At 70.9% G+C, this 15170-nt stretch carries 14 protein-coding genes; 9 read left to right on the top strand and 5 right to left on the bottom strand.

All coding sequences use genetic code 11. The annotated features are described in order from the left end of the window. Nucleotides 1-360: 360 nt before the first annotated feature. Together AB0G01_RS22205 and AB0G01_RS22200 are read left to right on the top strand one after the other, a co-directional pair. On the top strand, nt 361-2664 hold the full coding sequence (locus AB0G01_RS22205; protein ID WP_360948386.1) for a molybdopterin-dependent oxidoreductase: 2304 nt from the start codon (nt 361-363) through the stop codon (nt 2662-2664). Nucleotides 2665-2805: 141 nt separating this feature from the next. Next, nucleotides 2806-3357, top strand: a complete 552-nt coding sequence (locus AB0G01_RS22200; protein WP_360948384.1) for an EF-hand domain-containing protein — start codon at nt 2806-2808, stop codon at nt 3355-3357. 128 nt (nt 3358-3485) lie between these two features. Here AB0G01_RS22200 and AB0G01_RS22195 read toward each other — a convergent pair whose 3' ends face one another. The 3 genes from AB0G01_RS22195 to AB0G01_RS22185 form a co-directional block, all read right to left on the bottom strand. Continuing rightward, on the bottom strand, nt 3486-4076 hold the full coding sequence (locus AB0G01_RS22195) for a hypothetical protein (protein WP_360948382.1): 591 nt from the start codon (nt 4074-4076) through the stop codon (nt 3486-3488). Between the two features lie 315 nt (nt 4077-4391). Next, entirely contained in the window at nt 4392-4850 is a 459-nt protein-coding gene (locus AB0G01_RS22190; RefSeq protein WP_360948380.1) for a hypothetical protein, read from the bottom strand. Between the two features lie 3 nt (nt 4851-4853). Continuing rightward, entirely contained in the window at nt 4854-7358 is a 2505-nt protein-coding gene (locus AB0G01_RS22185; protein WP_360948378.1) for a nitrate reductase, read from the bottom strand. A gap of 204 nt (nt 7359-7562) precedes the next feature. Between AB0G01_RS22185 and AB0G01_RS22180 the strand changes: the two genes are divergently transcribed. Together AB0G01_RS22180 and AB0G01_RS22175 are read left to right on the top strand one after the other, a co-directional pair. Continuing rightward, nucleotides 7563-8039: a DUF6098 family protein gene (locus AB0G01_RS22180; RefSeq protein WP_360948376.1), complete on the top strand. Its 477-nt coding sequence runs from the start codon at nt 7563-7565 to the stop codon at nt 8037-8039. Between the two features lie 112 nt (nt 8040-8151). After that, nucleotides 8152-8601: a hypothetical protein gene (locus AB0G01_RS22175; protein ID WP_360948374.1), complete on the top strand. Its 450-nt coding sequence runs from the start codon at nt 8152-8154 to the stop codon at nt 8599-8601. A gap of 63 nt (nt 8602-8664) precedes the next feature. Here AB0G01_RS22175 and AB0G01_RS22170 read toward each other — a convergent pair whose 3' ends face one another. Further along, the gene (locus AB0G01_RS22170) at nt 8665-9360 is read right to left on the bottom strand and encodes a DUF2306 domain-containing protein (RefSeq protein WP_360948372.1); all 696 of its coding nucleotides are present in this window, start codon (nt 9358-9360) and stop codon (nt 8665-8667) included. Nucleotides 9361-9546: 186 nt separating this feature from the next. Between AB0G01_RS22170 and AB0G01_RS22165 the strand changes: the two genes are divergently transcribed. Together AB0G01_RS22165 and AB0G01_RS22160 are read left to right on the top strand one after the other, a co-directional pair. Further along, complete coding sequence (locus AB0G01_RS22165; RefSeq protein ID WP_360948370.1) at nt 9547-10665, top strand: histidine kinase; 1119 nt, start codon at nt 9547-9549, stop codon at nt 10663-10665. Next, a complete protein-coding gene (locus tag AB0G01_RS22160; protein ID WP_360948368.1) occupies nt 10662-11315 on the top strand; it encodes a response regulator transcription factor in 654 nt (217 codons plus the stop codon). Before AB0G01_RS22165 ends, AB0G01_RS22160 begins: the two co-directional genes overlap by 4 nt. Nucleotides 11316-11537: 222 nt before the next feature. Here AB0G01_RS22160 and AB0G01_RS22155 read toward each other — a convergent pair whose 3' ends face one another. Continuing rightward, nucleotides 11538-12095 carry a hypothetical protein gene (locus AB0G01_RS22155; protein WP_360948366.1) on the bottom strand — a complete coding sequence of 186 codons (558 nt, stop codon included), beginning with the start codon at nt 12093-12095 and terminating at the stop codon, nt 11538-11540. An 83-nt stretch (nt 12096-12178) separates the two neighbouring features. Here AB0G01_RS22155 and AB0G01_RS22150 point away from each other — a divergent pair, with 83 nt between their 5' ends. Genes AB0G01_RS22150 through AB0G01_RS22140 form a run of 3 tightly spaced genes read left to right on the top strand, consistent with a single transcriptional unit; the run spans nt 12179 to nt 15145 of the window. Beyond that, nucleotides 12179-13237 carry an SDR family oxidoreductase gene (locus AB0G01_RS22150; protein ID WP_360948364.1) on the top strand — a complete coding sequence of 353 codons (1059 nt, stop codon included), beginning with the start codon at nt 12179-12181 and terminating at the stop codon, nt 13235-13237. Continuing rightward, a complete protein-coding gene (locus AB0G01_RS22145; protein WP_360948362.1) occupies nt 13234-14907 on the top strand; it encodes a fatty acyl-AMP ligase in 1674 nt (557 codons plus the stop codon). The genes AB0G01_RS22150 and AB0G01_RS22145 overlap by 4 nt, the downstream gene beginning before the upstream one ends. Further along, the gene (locus tag AB0G01_RS22140) at nt 14900-15145 is read left to right on the top strand and encodes an acyl carrier protein (protein WP_360948360.1); all 246 of its coding nucleotides are present in this window, start codon (nt 14900-14902) and stop codon (nt 15143-15145) included. Before AB0G01_RS22145 ends, AB0G01_RS22140 begins: the two co-directional genes overlap by 8 nt. Nucleotides 15146-15170: the final 25 nt, after the last annotated feature.

Raw genomic sequence — 15170 nt, 5'->3', positions numbered from 1 at the left:
TCAGGCCGGCGGTCAGACGCGGCATCTGGTGGGGACCGCCGAGCACTGATGGAGGATCTGCTCGACATCGTCTTCTACCGCGTGCTGGTCGGCGCTACCGTGGGTGTCACGTCGCCGGCCGAGAGCCGCACCGCGCGGTACGTCGGGGGCGGGACGGGGGCTCCGCTGATGAGCGACTTCCACGCGGGGGCCTCCCCGTTCGCGCAGTCGGGTACCGGTTCTTTCCCGTCAGTCGGACGGCGTGAGCGGCACGCTTCCGTTACGACCCATCACCTCAGCGACTCGCCCAGCGACGTAAGAGACCACTGTCCGAGAGCCAGGACACTTCAGAAATGGAGTTGATGCGTGATGGAACGACGCGTGTCGGTTGCGACGCACTGGGGCAGTTTCGTCGCCGTGGTCGATTCCGGCCGGTTGGTGCGAATCGAGCCGAGGCAGGACGACCCCGCGCCGTCGCCCATCGGCCCCGGGATGGTGGCCGCCGCCGATGACAGCGCTCGCGTGTTACGCCCTGCGGTGCGCAAGGGCTGGCTGGACGGCGAGCCCCGCGTGCACGGCGCGGCCAGGGGCACGGACGCCTTCGTGGAGGTGGGCTGGGACCAGGCGCTCACGCTGGTGAGCGACGAACTCCGTCGAGTTCGTTCCCAGCACGGGGACAGCGCGGTGTTCGGCGGATCGTACGGTTGGGCGAGCGCGGGCAGGTTCCACCACGCGCAGGGGCAGATCCACCGGTTCCTGGCGCTGGGCGGGGGGTACACCGACTCCCGCAACAGCTACAGCCTCGCGGCGTTGGAGGTCGTCCTTCCCCACGTGATCGGCGGTCATCCGTGGAGCTACCAGAGCCGGATGCCGATGTGGGACGAGATCGCCGACAACTGCGAGCTGGTGGTGGCGTTCGGGGGACTGGCCCTCAAGAACAGCCAGATCAACCCCGGGGGACTGGCCCGGCACCAGACGCGGGACCTGCAACGCCGGTGCCGTGAGGCCGGGGTGCGGTTCGTGAACATCAGTCCCATCCGCAGCGACGCGGCCGGCTTCCTCGACGCCGAGTGGCTGCCCGTCGTCCCCAACACCGACACCGCCGCGATGCTCGGCATCGCGCACACGATGCTGGTCAACGGGTGGCACGACGAGGACTTCCTGCGCCGGTGCTGCGTCGGGTTCGACCGCTTCGCCTCCTACCTGCTCGGCGAACCCGACGGCATCCCGAAGGACGCCGCCTGGGCGGCGAAGATCACGGGCATCGGTCGCGACACGATCATCGACCTCGCCCGCCGCCTCACGACCCAGCGGTCCCTCATCACGGTCAACTACGCGGTACAACGGGCGGACCACGGCGAACAACCGATCTGGATGTCCGTCGTGCTGGCCGCCATGTCGGGCTCGATGGGCCGGCCCGGCTGCGGCTGGGGCGCGGGCTACGCGACGATGGACGCGACGGGCGTCGCCAGGGACCGCGCTTTCGTGGCGACGATACCGGCGGTTCCCAACCCGGTTCCGGATTTCATCCCCGTCGCCAGGATCGCCGACACCCTGCTGCACCCGGGCCGGGTCATCGACTACGACGGCCGGCGGCTCACGCTGCCCGAACTCCGCCTGATCTACTGGTGCGGGGGGAACCCGTTCCACCACCACCAGGACCTGCACCGGTTGACCCGCGCCTGGCAGACCCCGGACACGGTGGTGGTCCACGAAGCCTGGTGGAACACGACGGCCAAGTTCGCCGACATCGTCCTGCCCGTCGCCACCGGCCTGGAGCGCGACGACTTCGCCGCCGGGTTCTTCGACCCCCACGTCGTCGCGATGCCGAAGGTCCGCGAGCCGGCGGGCGAGTCGCGCACCGACCACCAGATCTTCGCCGCCTTGGCCGCCCGGCTCGGATTCGAGCGGGAGTTCACCGAGTCGCGCTCGGAGATCGACTGGGTCCGGCACCTCTACGAGCAGACGAGGACCGAGCTCGGCGACGCCGCCGCCTTGCCGGACTTCGACGACTTCTGGCAAGGCTCCACCGCCGAGCTGCCGCCACCGACCGGGCCGTTTCCCGGCGGTTTCGAGGACCTCCGCGCGGACCCGCAGCGCTTCCCCCTGGCGACGCCGTCGGGCCGGATCGAGATCTTCTCCGAGGAGATCGACTCGTTCGGCTACGACGACTGCGCCGGGCACCCGACGTGGTTCGAACCGGTGGAGTGGCTCCGCGCCGACCTGTCGGACCGGTTCCCGCTGCACCTGATCTCGAACCAGCCCGCCTCCCGCCTGCACAGCCAGTACGACAACGGCGGCCACAGCCTCGGCTCGAAGATCCGTGGCCGGGAGCCGGTGACGCTCAACCCCTCGGACGCCGCGTCGCGCGGCATCGAGAGCGGCATGGTCGTGCGCGTCCACAACGACCGGGGTAGCTGTCTCGCGGGCGCGATCCTGTCGGACGACCTGATGCCGGGCGTCGTGCAACTGTCCACGGGAGCGTGGTGGGACCCGGTGCAGCCGGGCCTGAGCGGAACACTGGACCGCCACGGCAACCCGAACGCCCTCACGGCGGACCGGCCGTGCTCGCGACTCTCCCAAGGACCCAGTGCCCACAGCGCGCTGGTCGACGTCGAGCGCTACGACGGCCCCCTTCCCGACGTGCTCGCCTTCACGCCACCGAGCCTCGTGCCGCCCAGTTGACCCGCACCACGGCCGGTCGTGTCGGTGAAGCCGGGTGCCGCCGTCCACGTCGACGGCGGCACCACCCGAACGAATGATTCGATCTTCCCCCTTGGTCGCGCCGCTGGACACCACGTGGTGGCTTCACTACGTTCCGCGGCCATGACTGGAGTTCAGGATCTCAAGTACCGCCAGTGGTTCAGGGGCGCGGACGTCGACGGCGACGGCGTGATCACCCAGCGGGACGTCCGGTTGATGGGTGAGCGCTACATCGCCGCCCGTGGTGCCGCGCCGGAGTCCGCCACCGTCCGCCGGCTGAACGAGGGGATGGACGCGTTCTGGACCACCGTGATCGCGCCGATGGACCGGGACGGCGACGGGAAGGTCGATCTGCGCGAGATGACCGAGGGGTTCCGGCAGGAGCTGGCCGATCCCGCCCGGTACCCGCAGCAGATCGGGCCGTTGGCCGACTGCTACTTCGACCTGGTCGACCTCGACGGTGACAACAGGATCGACCAGGCGGAGTTCGGGGAGATCTTCGGCCGGGCGGGCAACGTGTCCTCAGAGGACACTGCCGCGGTCTTCGCCGCGCTGGACCTGGACGGCTCGGGCGGGCTGGACCGCGCCGAGTTCCACCGGGCGGTCGCGGAGTTCTTCTACGGCGACGACCCGGACGCCCCCGCCGCGCACCTGTTCGGCAGGTTCACCGGCTGACCGTGCCGAGCCGTCCCCGGGCTCCTGGCGCTCCGGGGCGGGAGCGGCCTTCCGCACACCGGTGGAGGGCCACCCGGCGGGCACTCGGCGAGCGCCTGCCGGGCTGGTGTCGTCGGAGCCGGTGGGGGTCAGGGAGCGACGATCACGTCGACCATGTCCTGCCCCATCGTGTACACGCTCGGGTAGTTCGACTCGGTGCCCTTGCGAATGTGCTCGACGCTGGTCAACCGCATCAGCTTCGGCCCCTTGGCGAAGAGCGTGACGCAGTCGTGGACGACTTCGACGTCGGACGCCAGGTGTTCCTCGATCGTCTCGGTGTAGTCGATCTCACCGCGCCGCACGCAGTAGCCGTAGCGGTCGTCGATCATGGGTTTGGTCGAGGGCAGGGTCTGCTCCTGGTAGGTCTGCCGGTCCAGCCACGTCGGATCTTGCCGGCGCGGGTGGCACTTGCTGACCGCACGGGCCTGCTTGACGGCGTCCCGGGCGGTGATCCCGTCGTAGACCGCGCTGTAGAGGCTGTACGGGATCGTGGTGCCGTCCGGGGCGGACCACTGCCACCGCTGGGTCCGGCCCGCCGCCGCCGGTGTCGCCGCCGCCAGTTCCGGCACCGCCGCCGGGTCCGGGCACGACACCAGCGGTTGCACGCCGATCTCGGGGTCGCCCACCGGCGTCAGACCTGCCCGGGTGGTCACGGGCTCCGGCAGCGCCAACTTCTCCACGGCCGCCATCGCGACCGCGGCCCGGTCCTCGGTCGGCGGTGGAGAGTCTGCCGATGCCGAACATCCCGCCACCATCACCACGGCACACATCACCGTCAACGCACCACGCACGACAACCCCCGTCGACAGAACAGATTCAGCCCGGACTGTACCTAGCCGCACTCCCGTACGGCACCGGCCCTGGGGCATCAGCGGGCGCAGGGGCTTGGGGAGGACGGACGCGCGGGGGCGTTCAGTGCTGTGATGCCGGCTGTGGCTGTGTGACGCAGTGCGTCCGGCCCCACGCCGGCCTGCCGCCGGGCTCGTCCCCGGTGCTCACTCGGCGGCGATGAGGGCTTGCGGTGCGGCCTGTTTGATGCGGGTGCGCAACCAGCCGAGTTGGCGGGCGGTGTCCTGCTCGCAGGCGTTGACGATGTCGAGCAGTTCGCGGTCGCGCAGCCCTCGTGCCGCTTGGCCGACGACGGTCCAGGTGATGTCGGTCAGGCTGGCCAGGGTGTAGAGGTCCTGGAGGTCGCGCAACAGGCCCACCGCCCCGCTGCGGACCGACTCCAGTCCGGTCGCGTGCAGACGTTCGGGTTCGTCCTCGCGGTGCTCGCCGTAGCGCTCCACGACCGGTGCCAGCGCCTCGGCCTGGCGGTCGACCCGGCCGGCGAGGACCTGGCAGGTCAGGTGCACGTCGGGTTCCTCGCCGTGCCCGCGACCGACTTCGCGGAAGGCGTCGGCCAGCGTGGTCAGCGAGGTGTGCAGCAGTCCCAGGTAGGTGGACAGGTGCATGGTTCAGCCCTTCCCCTCGGCGTGCGGCACGTGGGGCGTGTGATCCGGGGTCGGTGGCGGTGGCGGCGGTCCGGTGGGTGCCACGTCCTCGTGGACGTCGTCTTCGCCGGTGGTCGCCGGGACGCTCGCGGGGTCGTGCGGGGCGGACGCCGTGGTGGTGGGGGCGGGCGCTGGTCCAGTGCCCTCGGCGAGCCTGGTGACCCGCGCGGCGGCGATCTTGAACAGCGGTTGCTTGGACACCGGGTCCCACTCGGTCAGGGTCAGTTCGTTGGCCGCCCGGCCATGCCCGCCGTCCTCCGCGTCCCAGTAGCCGTAGTGGAACGGCACGAACACCACGCCGTCACGACCGCGTCCGACGCGCGCGGGTGCCTTGACGTGGCCGCGCGGTGATTCGACGCGGACCAAGTCCCCTTCCGCCACGCCAAGGGCGGCGGCGTCCTGGACGGACAGCTCCACCCACGGTTCCGGCGCGGCACGGCGGAGCTGCCGGGAACGACCGGTCTTGGTGCGGGTGTGGAACTGGTAGGCCGTGCGGCCCGTCGTGACCAGGAACGGGTAGTCGTCGTCGGTCTGCTCCGGCGGGGGCGTGTACTCGGCGGCCTTGAGGAACGCGCGACCGTCAGGGCGCTGCGCCTTGTACTGCTCGGGTGAGATGGTGCCACCGGTGAGCAGGTCGTGGCCGAAGTCCTCGCAGACGTCCGCGTGGGTGGGGAACACTCCATCGGAGTAGAGCCGGTCGCACCCATCGGGATGCTCGTCGTCGCACGGCCACGGGATGCCGCTGCCGCCGCGCAACTTGTCGTAGGACAGGCCGGTGTAGTCGCACAACCTGCCCCGGCTGCACTCCTGCCACGCCTCGAACGCGCCCACCGGGTCCGACCACTTGACCAGCGGCTCGCCGTCGCGGTCGCGGAAGTCCATCCGATGGGCGTAGTCCAGGAAGATGTCGAGGTCCGGACGAGCGTCACCGGGCGGTTCGACGGCCTTGTCCGACAGGTGCACGGTGCGGTTGACGTTGGTGAACGTGCCCTGCTTCTCACCCCACAGCGCGGCCGGCAGCACCACGTCGGCGTACTCGGCCGTCTCGGTGCGGAATCCGTCCTGCACCACCACGAACAGGTCTTTCTTCGCGAGGATCTCGCGAACGCGCGGCAGTTCGGGCAGCGATACCGCGGGGTTGGTCGCCGAGATCCACAGGAACCGGATCGACCCCTGCTCGGCGTAGCGCCAGAGCTGCATCGCGTGGGTGGGCGGTGCCCAGTGCGGGATGGTCAGCGGGTCGACCTTCCACAGCTCGGCCAGCTCGCGGACGTGCTCGGGGTTGTCCCAGTTGCGGAAACCGGGCAGGTCGCCGTCCGCACCGCACTCGCGGGTGTTCTGCGCGGTGGGCTGGCCGTTCATCTGGAGGATGCCGCAACCGGGCCTGCCGATCAGGCCGCGCAGCAGGTGCAGGTTGTTCACCTGGCAGGACGCCGCAGTGGCCTGGTGGGACTGGTAGAAGCCCTGGAGAACCGTGGAGAGCACCCGCCCGGAGGTGCCGAAGATCCGCGCGGCACGCCGCAGGTCGTCCGGGTCGATCCGGCAGATGCCGGCGACGTGCTCCGGCGTGTACGGCTCGACCGTGGCGGCCAGCTCGTCGTAGCCGAGGGTGTGGGCGTCCACGTAGTCGTGGTCGATCCACCCGTTGACGATCAGCTCGCGGATCAAGCCGTTCATCAGCGCTTGGTTGCTGCCGGGCAGCGGTGCCAGGTGCACACCACCGGATTCCACCGCCGCCTCGGCCACCTTGGTCCGCCGGGGGTCCACCGCGACCACCACGGGCCGGTCGGGGCCGTGCAACCGGTCCAGCACCCTCGACCACAGCACCGTCTGCGTTTCGGCCATGTTGTGCCCGAACAGGAACAGCGCGTCGCACGAGTCGATGTCGCTGTAGCTGCCGGGCTGGCCGTCGGAGCCGAAGCTCTCCTTCATCGCCGCCGCCGCCGTCGCCGTGCACAACCGCGTGTTGCCGTCCATGTGCGGCGTGCCCAGACCGGCCTTGCCGATCACGCCGAGCGTGTAGTACTCCTCCAGGAACAACTGGCCGCTGGTGTAGAAGCCGTGCGACAAGGGCCCCACCTCGTCCAGCAGCTCGCGCGACCGCCGCACGACGAGTTCCATCGCGGTGTCCCAGTCGGTCTCCACCAGTTCACCACCGCGCCGGACCAGGGGACGGGTCAACCGGTCCCGGCCGTTCCACTGCCACGAGCCGTACAGTCCTTTCGGGCCCATCCGACCGTGGTTGACCACGTCACCCGCACGACCCCGCACACCGACCATGCGGCCGCCCTTGACCGCGATGTCGCAACCGCAACCGTTGCTGCACAGCACGCACGCCGACTGCACCCAGCGGTCCACGTCTGACTCGGTCAAGTCGCGGTCCAAGTGCAGGTCGACCCGCACCGGCCACGGCGTGTCCTTCGCGTGCGGTGTGCGCGCACCCCAGATGTCCGCGATCCGGTCGGCCATGCGATCCCCTCCGTCGATCCGGTGTGCGCCCGCCTGTCGGCTACCCGCGTCGACCACCGCCAACCACCGTCCGGCCGATCGGCCCGGGTGCGCTCAGGACCGACCGGCTGCGGTGCGCCTCCGGTTCACCCGTCGGTGGTGTGGACGACCGACGATTCGCCGTCCCGCTGGTGTCGACTGCCGTTCTGCGGGAACACCTCCGACATGACAGGGGAACCACAGGAACCGGAGGACCTGCCCGTGATCGGTGGCTTGGCGGAGCTGGCGGACCTGCTCCGGGACTCGCGGCAGGACGAGTTGTACGTCCGCTGGTCCAGAGGGCCGGGGACGGACCTGGGTCCGAGCGCGCGCAGTCGGGACGAGTTGACCGGAGTCCCCCTGTCCGGCCTGTCGGCCAACTCGCTGCGGGTGGAGCCCTGGTGGGGCGACCGGTCGGTGGAGCTGTGGCTGGCTCGCCGGCTGTACGACTACCGGCACCTCGGCGAACTCCGGGGGCCGGGCGTGCGGCCGTGGGTGCTGCACGGCCGTGAACTGGGGCGCGGTCCCGACAACGAGCCGCTGGTGGCGTGCGACCGACCCGTGGCCTGGGTCGCGGACGAGGTCTTGCGGGAGGCGGAGAAGATGGTGGAGGAGCAGGGCAGCGCGACCTGGGGCCCGCTGGACCGCCGCCGGCACCCCTGACCGGCCGCGCTTCCCCGCCGACGAGGGGAAGGCCCGCGCGGCGGTCCGGCCGCCGGTTCGTCCTGCCCGGTTCGCGCCCGCCTCTGGTCCGGTCCTCTGGTTGGATGTTCGGGTGAGCGAGAACTATCCGAAACTGCTCGAAGACAGAGAAGTGCTGCTCGTGCGGGGCGACGACCGGCAGTGGGCGCGGTTGCGCGGTTGGCTGGACGGCTACGACGGGCCGCGACCGCTCTACCGGATCGAACTGTTCCCCGGTGGGGACCGGTACACCGCCACGGCCTCGGACATGTTCGAATCGCTCGTCCGGCTGCGCTGCCAACTGGAACCCGACGGCTGGATGATCGCGGTCCAGGGGGCGCGGCGTGACACCTACCCGAGCGGGATGGCCAGGGACATGGGCGGCGGGCTGCGGGTCTACGTCATGCGGCCGGGCCGCAAGGCCGGCACCGGCGACATCGTCGAGACGCTGGCGGACGCGACGGTCGAGCAGTTGGGGACTGTCGCGGAACAGCAGGCGTGGCGCGACGCGTGGTTCGCCGACGTCGAGAGCGGCGGCCGTTGACCGTGCGCCCGTTTCGCTGCGCACTTGGTGGTGCCGGCGCTCGGTAGGGCGTCGGTCGACGCACTAGGACGTGCCGGCGGGCACGGGTCGGCGGTGCTGGTCGCGCAACAGGGGAGTGGTCGTCCGCGCGATGATGAAGTACTCGGCGATCAGCACGCTGAGCAGCACGGAGGCCCAAGTGCTGGTCGTGTAGACGTCGTCGAAGGTCAGCGACGGAAAAGCCCCTCGGAGCGCCGCGCCGACACCCAGGAAGACGCGCAGCAGCACGGCGGCGAAGCTCAACGCGTAGTTGCGGATCATCCAGACGCGGTGTAATCGCAGCTCGCCGGCTCGGATGGCGCGGTAACCCTGGACCAGGGTGTAACCCCAGGCCGCGGCCAACAGGTAGAAAGCGGTCTGCGCCGGTACACCGCTCACGGAGAAGGTGGCCGCGAAAACCGACGCGATCGCGGCGAAGACGACGCTGACCAGGTACACGCGACCGAGGAGGCGGTGTGCTCCGGGGTACCGCACGCGCAGCCGCTTGGCGAACTGGAGGGGCCCGATCGCCAGCAGCAGGATTCCGGGCAGGGCGTGGACCACGAGGGACAGGTAGTGCGCGGCCACGGCGGGGTCGAGCGGAATCCGGCTCTGCGACGGGTCGAAGGTGGCGAACGGGATCGCCGAGATGACCGATATCGCGATCGCGGACGTCGTGACCAGCCCCCACAGCACGCGTTCGCGACGTCGGGACCGGTTTCGGGGTTCTGGGGTGGTCACGGAATTCGAGCTCCGTTCCTCGGTGGTGCCGATGAGTGCCCTGCAAAAACTAGGAGCCACCGGACCCGTTGTCCTCGGCGCTGGGTACCTCGTGCACCGGGTCTCCGGTACCGGGCGACGTCGCGCCTCCTACCGCAGGAGGAGGCGGGCGCGTGCCGGGTCGGGCGCGGCCTAGGATTCCGGGGTATGCCCTCGCCGCTCCGCGATCGCGACCGGTTCGTCGCCGGTGCGGCCGTGCTGGGCACCGGTGCCGGGGTGCTCAACCTCGCGTACGCCCTGGACTGGGGCTGGATCCTCGCCCTGGTGATGCTCCCGGCGCTGGTCGTGCGGGTGTTCTGGCGGTCGATGCCCGGTTGGCTGCTGCTCTCCTGGGTGGCGGTCCCGACCGTCGTCGGCGACGCCGCCCTGGTGACCCAGAGCGCCTACCTCGTGGTGACCGTCGCGCTGGCCGTGGTCGCCGCCGGCCCACCGCGCCGGCTCGACCACGTGGTGACGGTGCTGTGCCTGGTGTCGCCGTTCCTGATCCGGGTCCTCGACACCAACGGCTGGCACCGGGGGATCGGCGGCTGGATCTGGCTCGGCGGGCTGCTGATCGGCTGGGGCCTCGGCCACGTGGTCCGCCGGCAGTGGGCCCTCATCGACGAGCTGGAACGCACCCGCACCAGGCTGGCCGAGGCCGCCGTGACCGAAGACCGCCAGCGCATCGCGCGGGAACTGCACGACCTCGTCGGGCACAGCTTCAGCGTCGTACTCCTCCACCTGTCCGGAGCGCGGATGATCCTCGATTCCTCCCCCACCCGGACCGCCGGCGCGGTCGACGCACTGCGGCAGGCCGAGACCGTCGGCCGGCGGGGCATGGACGAACTGCGCCAGGCACTGATGCTCATGCACCGGGGTGCCCGGTCGCTGGAACCGGCCGAACCCGGTGATCTCGACCTCCTGGTGGACGGCTACCGCGCGGCCGGGATGCGCGTCCGCGTCGAGGTCGACGGCGACCTGGACGCGGTGTCGGCCGCACCGCGCATCGTGCTGCGCGACGTGCTGCGGGAAGCCCTCACCAACGTCGCCAAGCACGCCCGTTCACCGGAGGCGGTGATCCGCATCGGCATAACCCACGACCGGGTCACCGTCCGGGTCGAGAGCGCGCTTCGCGCAGGTGCTCCGCGCGCCGGGGCCGGGATGGGCCTGACCGGGCTCGAACACCGGGTCGGGGCGGTCGACGGCACCTTCGAGGCAGGGCCGGAGCTGACCCGCTGGGTGGTCCTGGCCGGCCTGCCCCTCCGCCTGTCCGGAGCGCCCGCGTGATCGGCGTGCTCCTGGTGGACGACCAGCCGATGGTGCGCGCCGGGCTGGCGCTGGTCCTGGGCACCCGGCCGGACATCAGGGTGGTGGGGGAGTGCGCCGACGGCGGCGAGGTCGTCAGCGCCGTCTCCCGGTGGACGCCCGACGTGGTGTGCATGGACGTGCGCATGGCCGAGGTGGACGGGATCGAGGCGACGCGACGGGTGCGGGCCGCGGGTGGGCCGCCGGTCTGCGTCCTCACCACCTTCGGCGACGAGGACATGCTCTGGTCCGCGGTCGACGCCGGAGCCTCGGGGTTCGAGCTCAAGTCCGCGACGCCCGAGAACCTGATCGAAGCGGTGCGCACCGTCGCCTCGGGCGGTACCTGGATCGACGGCACCCTGCTCGGCCCGATCCTCGACTCCTACCGGAGCCTGCGCCGGCCACCGGATCGTCGCGGCGACCGCACCGGCACGCTCTCCGAGCGGGAACTCGACGTACTGCGCCTGATGGCGCGCGGGGCGGCCAACCACGAGATCGCGGCTCGGCTGAACCTGGCTGAATCCACGATCAAAACCCACGTGGGCAGCCTGTTCGCGAAACTCGGCGCACGTGATCGCGCTGCGGCGATCGTGTTCGCCTACGACGCGGGACTCGTCCGCCCGGGAGGCTGACCGCCGGAAGCCCGGCCGACTGCCGCCGGCGGGGATCGGTCGCGCCCGTGGATCGTGCGCACGGTGCCCTCCGGCCTGGCCCCTCTCGGGCACGACCTCCGGGTTCGGGCCGGGTCGTAGCGCCGGCGCTACCACCCGGCCCGGTGCGTCTTCCCCGAGCGTTCTCGCCGAGTACGGCCCGACCGCGGTGATCCGGAGTGGTCCGAGTCCCGGGGTGGCGGGTCAGGCGGCGATCGGGCCGAAGATCCAGTTCCCCCTGGCGTCCTCCTCCGGGCTGCGGAAGAACTGCTCGTTGGCGGCGTGGAGCTCGGCGCGGTCGATCCGGCCGTTGCCGTCCAGGTCGAGCTTGTCGAACGCGGCGTTGCCCGCGTCCTCGGACAGGCGGAAGGCGCTGGCCGTCATGCGCACGTACTCGGTCCTGGTGATCCGGCCGTCGCCGTCGACGTCCATCAGGTCGTAGAAGGCGTCGGCGATCGGTGCGATGTGGGTCTGGTAGCCCGCCTCGGACGTGGTCACGAACCGGTCCATGCCCGAGGAGTACTCGTCGACGTCGACGCGGTCGTCCCCGTCGGTGTCCATCGGCCGCGTGACCGCTTCCCACAGCGTGTTGTAGCGGTCCCGGACGAGCTCGCTCTGGGGCGAGCCCGGCGCGTACCCGAACGCGGTGACGAGCCGGTCGGCGGACGCCGTGTAGTCCATCCTGTCGATGGTGCCGTCGTCATCCACGTCCAGCAGGGCGAAGAGGTGTGCGAGTTTCCGCTTCAGCAGTTCGTTGAGCACGGGGTGCGGTCCTTTCTCGGAGGTGCATTACGCTGGCCGCGTGAACGCTACTGTCCACGATGCGACCACGCGAAGGTGGCTCGGTGGCTGACCACGTGGTAGACGGAGCCAATGGATTCGTGGCCTCCCACCTCATCGGCACGCTCTTGGCGCGCGGTGACTCGGTGGTCGCTTTGGCGCGCGCCAGCGAGGAAGTAGTCAGGAGGAAGGTCTCCGACGCTTTGGCCACCCTGCACCTGGACCCCGCCATGGCGAAGAAGGTGCAGGTCAGACCGTTCTCGCTGGCGGAAAGCGACCTCGGTATCGCGCTGTCCGAGGTGTTCGCGGAACCGTGCACCTATTGGCACAGCGCTGCCCTCATCACGTTCTTCCCGCGTCGTGAGGCCGAGTTGCGCGCGGTGAACGTGGTCGGCTCGGCCCATACCGCTGCCGCGTTCGCGAAGTACGCGAAATCGGGTTCCCGGTACGTCCACGTCAGCACGGCCTACCAAAATGGCACTACTCAGGGTAAAGCGCTGGAGCAATGGCCTGAATTCGGTCACCCGTCCGAGTTCAGAAATGACTACGAGCACTCCAAGAGACTGGCCGAAGTCGCACTCTCGCAGACCGGACTAGTGCAAGAGGGTGGTGTGCTGGTCGCCCGTTTGGGTGTCATGGTCGGCCACTCCGGTACCGGCCGAGCGCTGTCCGACCTCGGCATCTACGACTTCCTCCGGGTCATCGCGCTGTTCGCGAGACGCACCCCCGGCCAACGCGTCCGCTTCGTCTGCCACCCGGGGGCGGCCCTGCACCTCACCCCGGTCGACGGCACCGTGGACCGGATGCTGGCGCTGGCGAGCGGTCCGGCAGACCGGCCGGTGCGGCACCTCGTGCCCCCGGTCGCGGTGCCGGTGGCCGACCTGTTCGCCGCGATCTCCGCGCACCTGCCCGTCGAGCTGGTCGCCGCCACCGCCGAGGACGTCGAAGCCGAGCCCTTCGGCAGGTTCGAGGCGATCGTCAACATGCGGTGCAAGTTCACCTCCCCCTACTTCCGCCACGAGTACGAGTTCGAGTCCCACCAGGACGCCGAGCCGCCACCCGTCACCCCTCGGGTCCTCGACCTCCTCATCTCCTGGTACGTCCGCGAAGGGCTCCCCGAATGACGGACTTCGTCACCCGCTTCCGGGCCCGCCCGCGCGCCGACCGGAAGGTCACCCACCTCCCCGACGGACGGCCGCCGGTCGAGCTGACCCACCTCCGACTCGACCGGCGGGCCAGGGCCGTGGCGGCCTGGCTGACCGCAGCCGGGATGGCGGGCAAGCCGGTGCTGCTGCTCTACCCCGCCGGACTGGACTTCCTCGTCGCGTTCCTCGGCTGCCTCTACGCGCGTGCCGTGGCGGTGCCCGCGCCCCTGCCGCTGTCGGGGTCCTCGCGGGTGGACCGGGTGGACCGCCTGGTCGAGGACTCGGGTGCGCGGTTGGTGCTCACCGACGAGGCGCACGTGGCCGCGCTGGGCGGTTTGTCGGCGCGCACCTTCGACGAGACCGCCGCCCCCGGGGAGCTGCCCGAGGTGGACGCGGACACCGTCGCCTACCTCCAGTACACCTCCGGGTCGACCAGCCGACCGCGCGGCGTCGAGGTCACCCACGGCAGCCTGACGCACAACCTGGAGCTGTTCGGGAAGATCAGCGGCGACGTCCCGGTCCGGCGGATCGGCGGCTGGCTGCCGCACCACCACGACATGGGGCTCGTCGGGCTCCAGTTGCAGGCCCTGCACGCGGGGGCCGACCTGGTGCTGCTCTCCCCGGAAGCGGTGATCGCCCGTCCGATCCGCTGGCTGCGCGCGATCAGCGATCACCGGGTGGACTGGACCGCCGCCCCCGACTTCGGCTACGCGTGGGCGACCCGCCGGGTCGGCGACCAGGAACTCGCCGGACTCGACCTGTCCTGCCTGACGATGGCGGTCAGCGGAGCCGAACCGGTCCGGCCCGCCACGCTGGACGCGTTCGTGCACCGGTTCGCCCCGGTCGGGTTCCGCCGCACCGCGTTGAACCCGGGGTACGGGCTCGCCGAGTCCACCCTGGTGGTCACCTGCACCTCACGCGGCCTCGGGCCGACCGTCCGGTCGTTCACCCCGGCGTCGCTGGCCGCCGGCGAGGTCGTGGCCACGTCGGACGCCGACGGCGTGCCGCTGGTCGGCTGCGGCGAGCCGGGCGGGATGGAGGTGCGCGTCGCGGACCCGGCCACGGGCGTCGCGGTGGACGACGGCACGATCGGCGAGATCAGGGTGGCCGGGCCCAGCCTGGCGGCCGGCTACCACGGCGACCCCGCCGCCACGCGCGCCACGTTCGTCACCGGCCCGGACGGTCGGTGGCTGCGGACCGGCGACCTGGGATTCGTCCTCGGCGGACAGCTCTACGTCACCGGACGGCTGAAGGAGCTCATCATCGTCCGTGGCCGGAACCTGTACCCGCACGACATCGAGTTCGCGGCGCTGGAGGCGCACCCGGACGCGGGCAGGGGCGCGGCCTTCGGCGTGCGGGACGCCGATTCGGGGGAGCACGTCGTGCTGGTGCAGGAGATGCGCCGCGCCGCGCGGGGCGACCCGGGCGAGTTCGCGGAGGCCGTTCTCGACGCCCTGACCAGGCAGTTCGGCGTGGCCGTGAGCATCGTCGTCGTCCGGTCGAACACGATCCGCCACACCACGAGCGGCAAGGTCCGCCGGGGGCACATGCGTGACCTGTTCCTCGAAGGTGGGCTGTCGGCACTGCGCAGCGTGCCGACACCTGCGGTAGCCGCCATCGTCGCCACCTCGAAGGGGTCCCATGTCTGACGAGTCGTTGAGGGCCTGGCTCGTCGACGCCGTGGCGGGATACCTGGAACTGCCGCCGTCCCAGGTCGGCACCGAAGTGCCGCTGCGCTCCCTCGGCTTCGACTCCGCGCACGCCATGGGATTGTGCGTCGACATCGAAGAACGGTGGGGCGTCCTGGTGGAGCCCACGCTGGCCTGGGACTTCCCGAGCATCGACGCCATCACGACGCACCTCGGCCCGCAGCTCGACCGGCCGTGAGCCGCGCGGGGTTCGTTCACCGCGT

Origin of the sequence: Actinosynnema sp. NPDC023587 (genome assembly GCF_040640215.1) — a bacterium.
In the GTDB taxonomy this organism is placed as follows: domain Bacteria; phylum Actinomycetota; class Actinomycetes; order Mycobacteriales; family Pseudonocardiaceae; genus Actinosynnema.
This window is presented reverse-complemented; position numbering and strand designations above follow the sequence as displayed.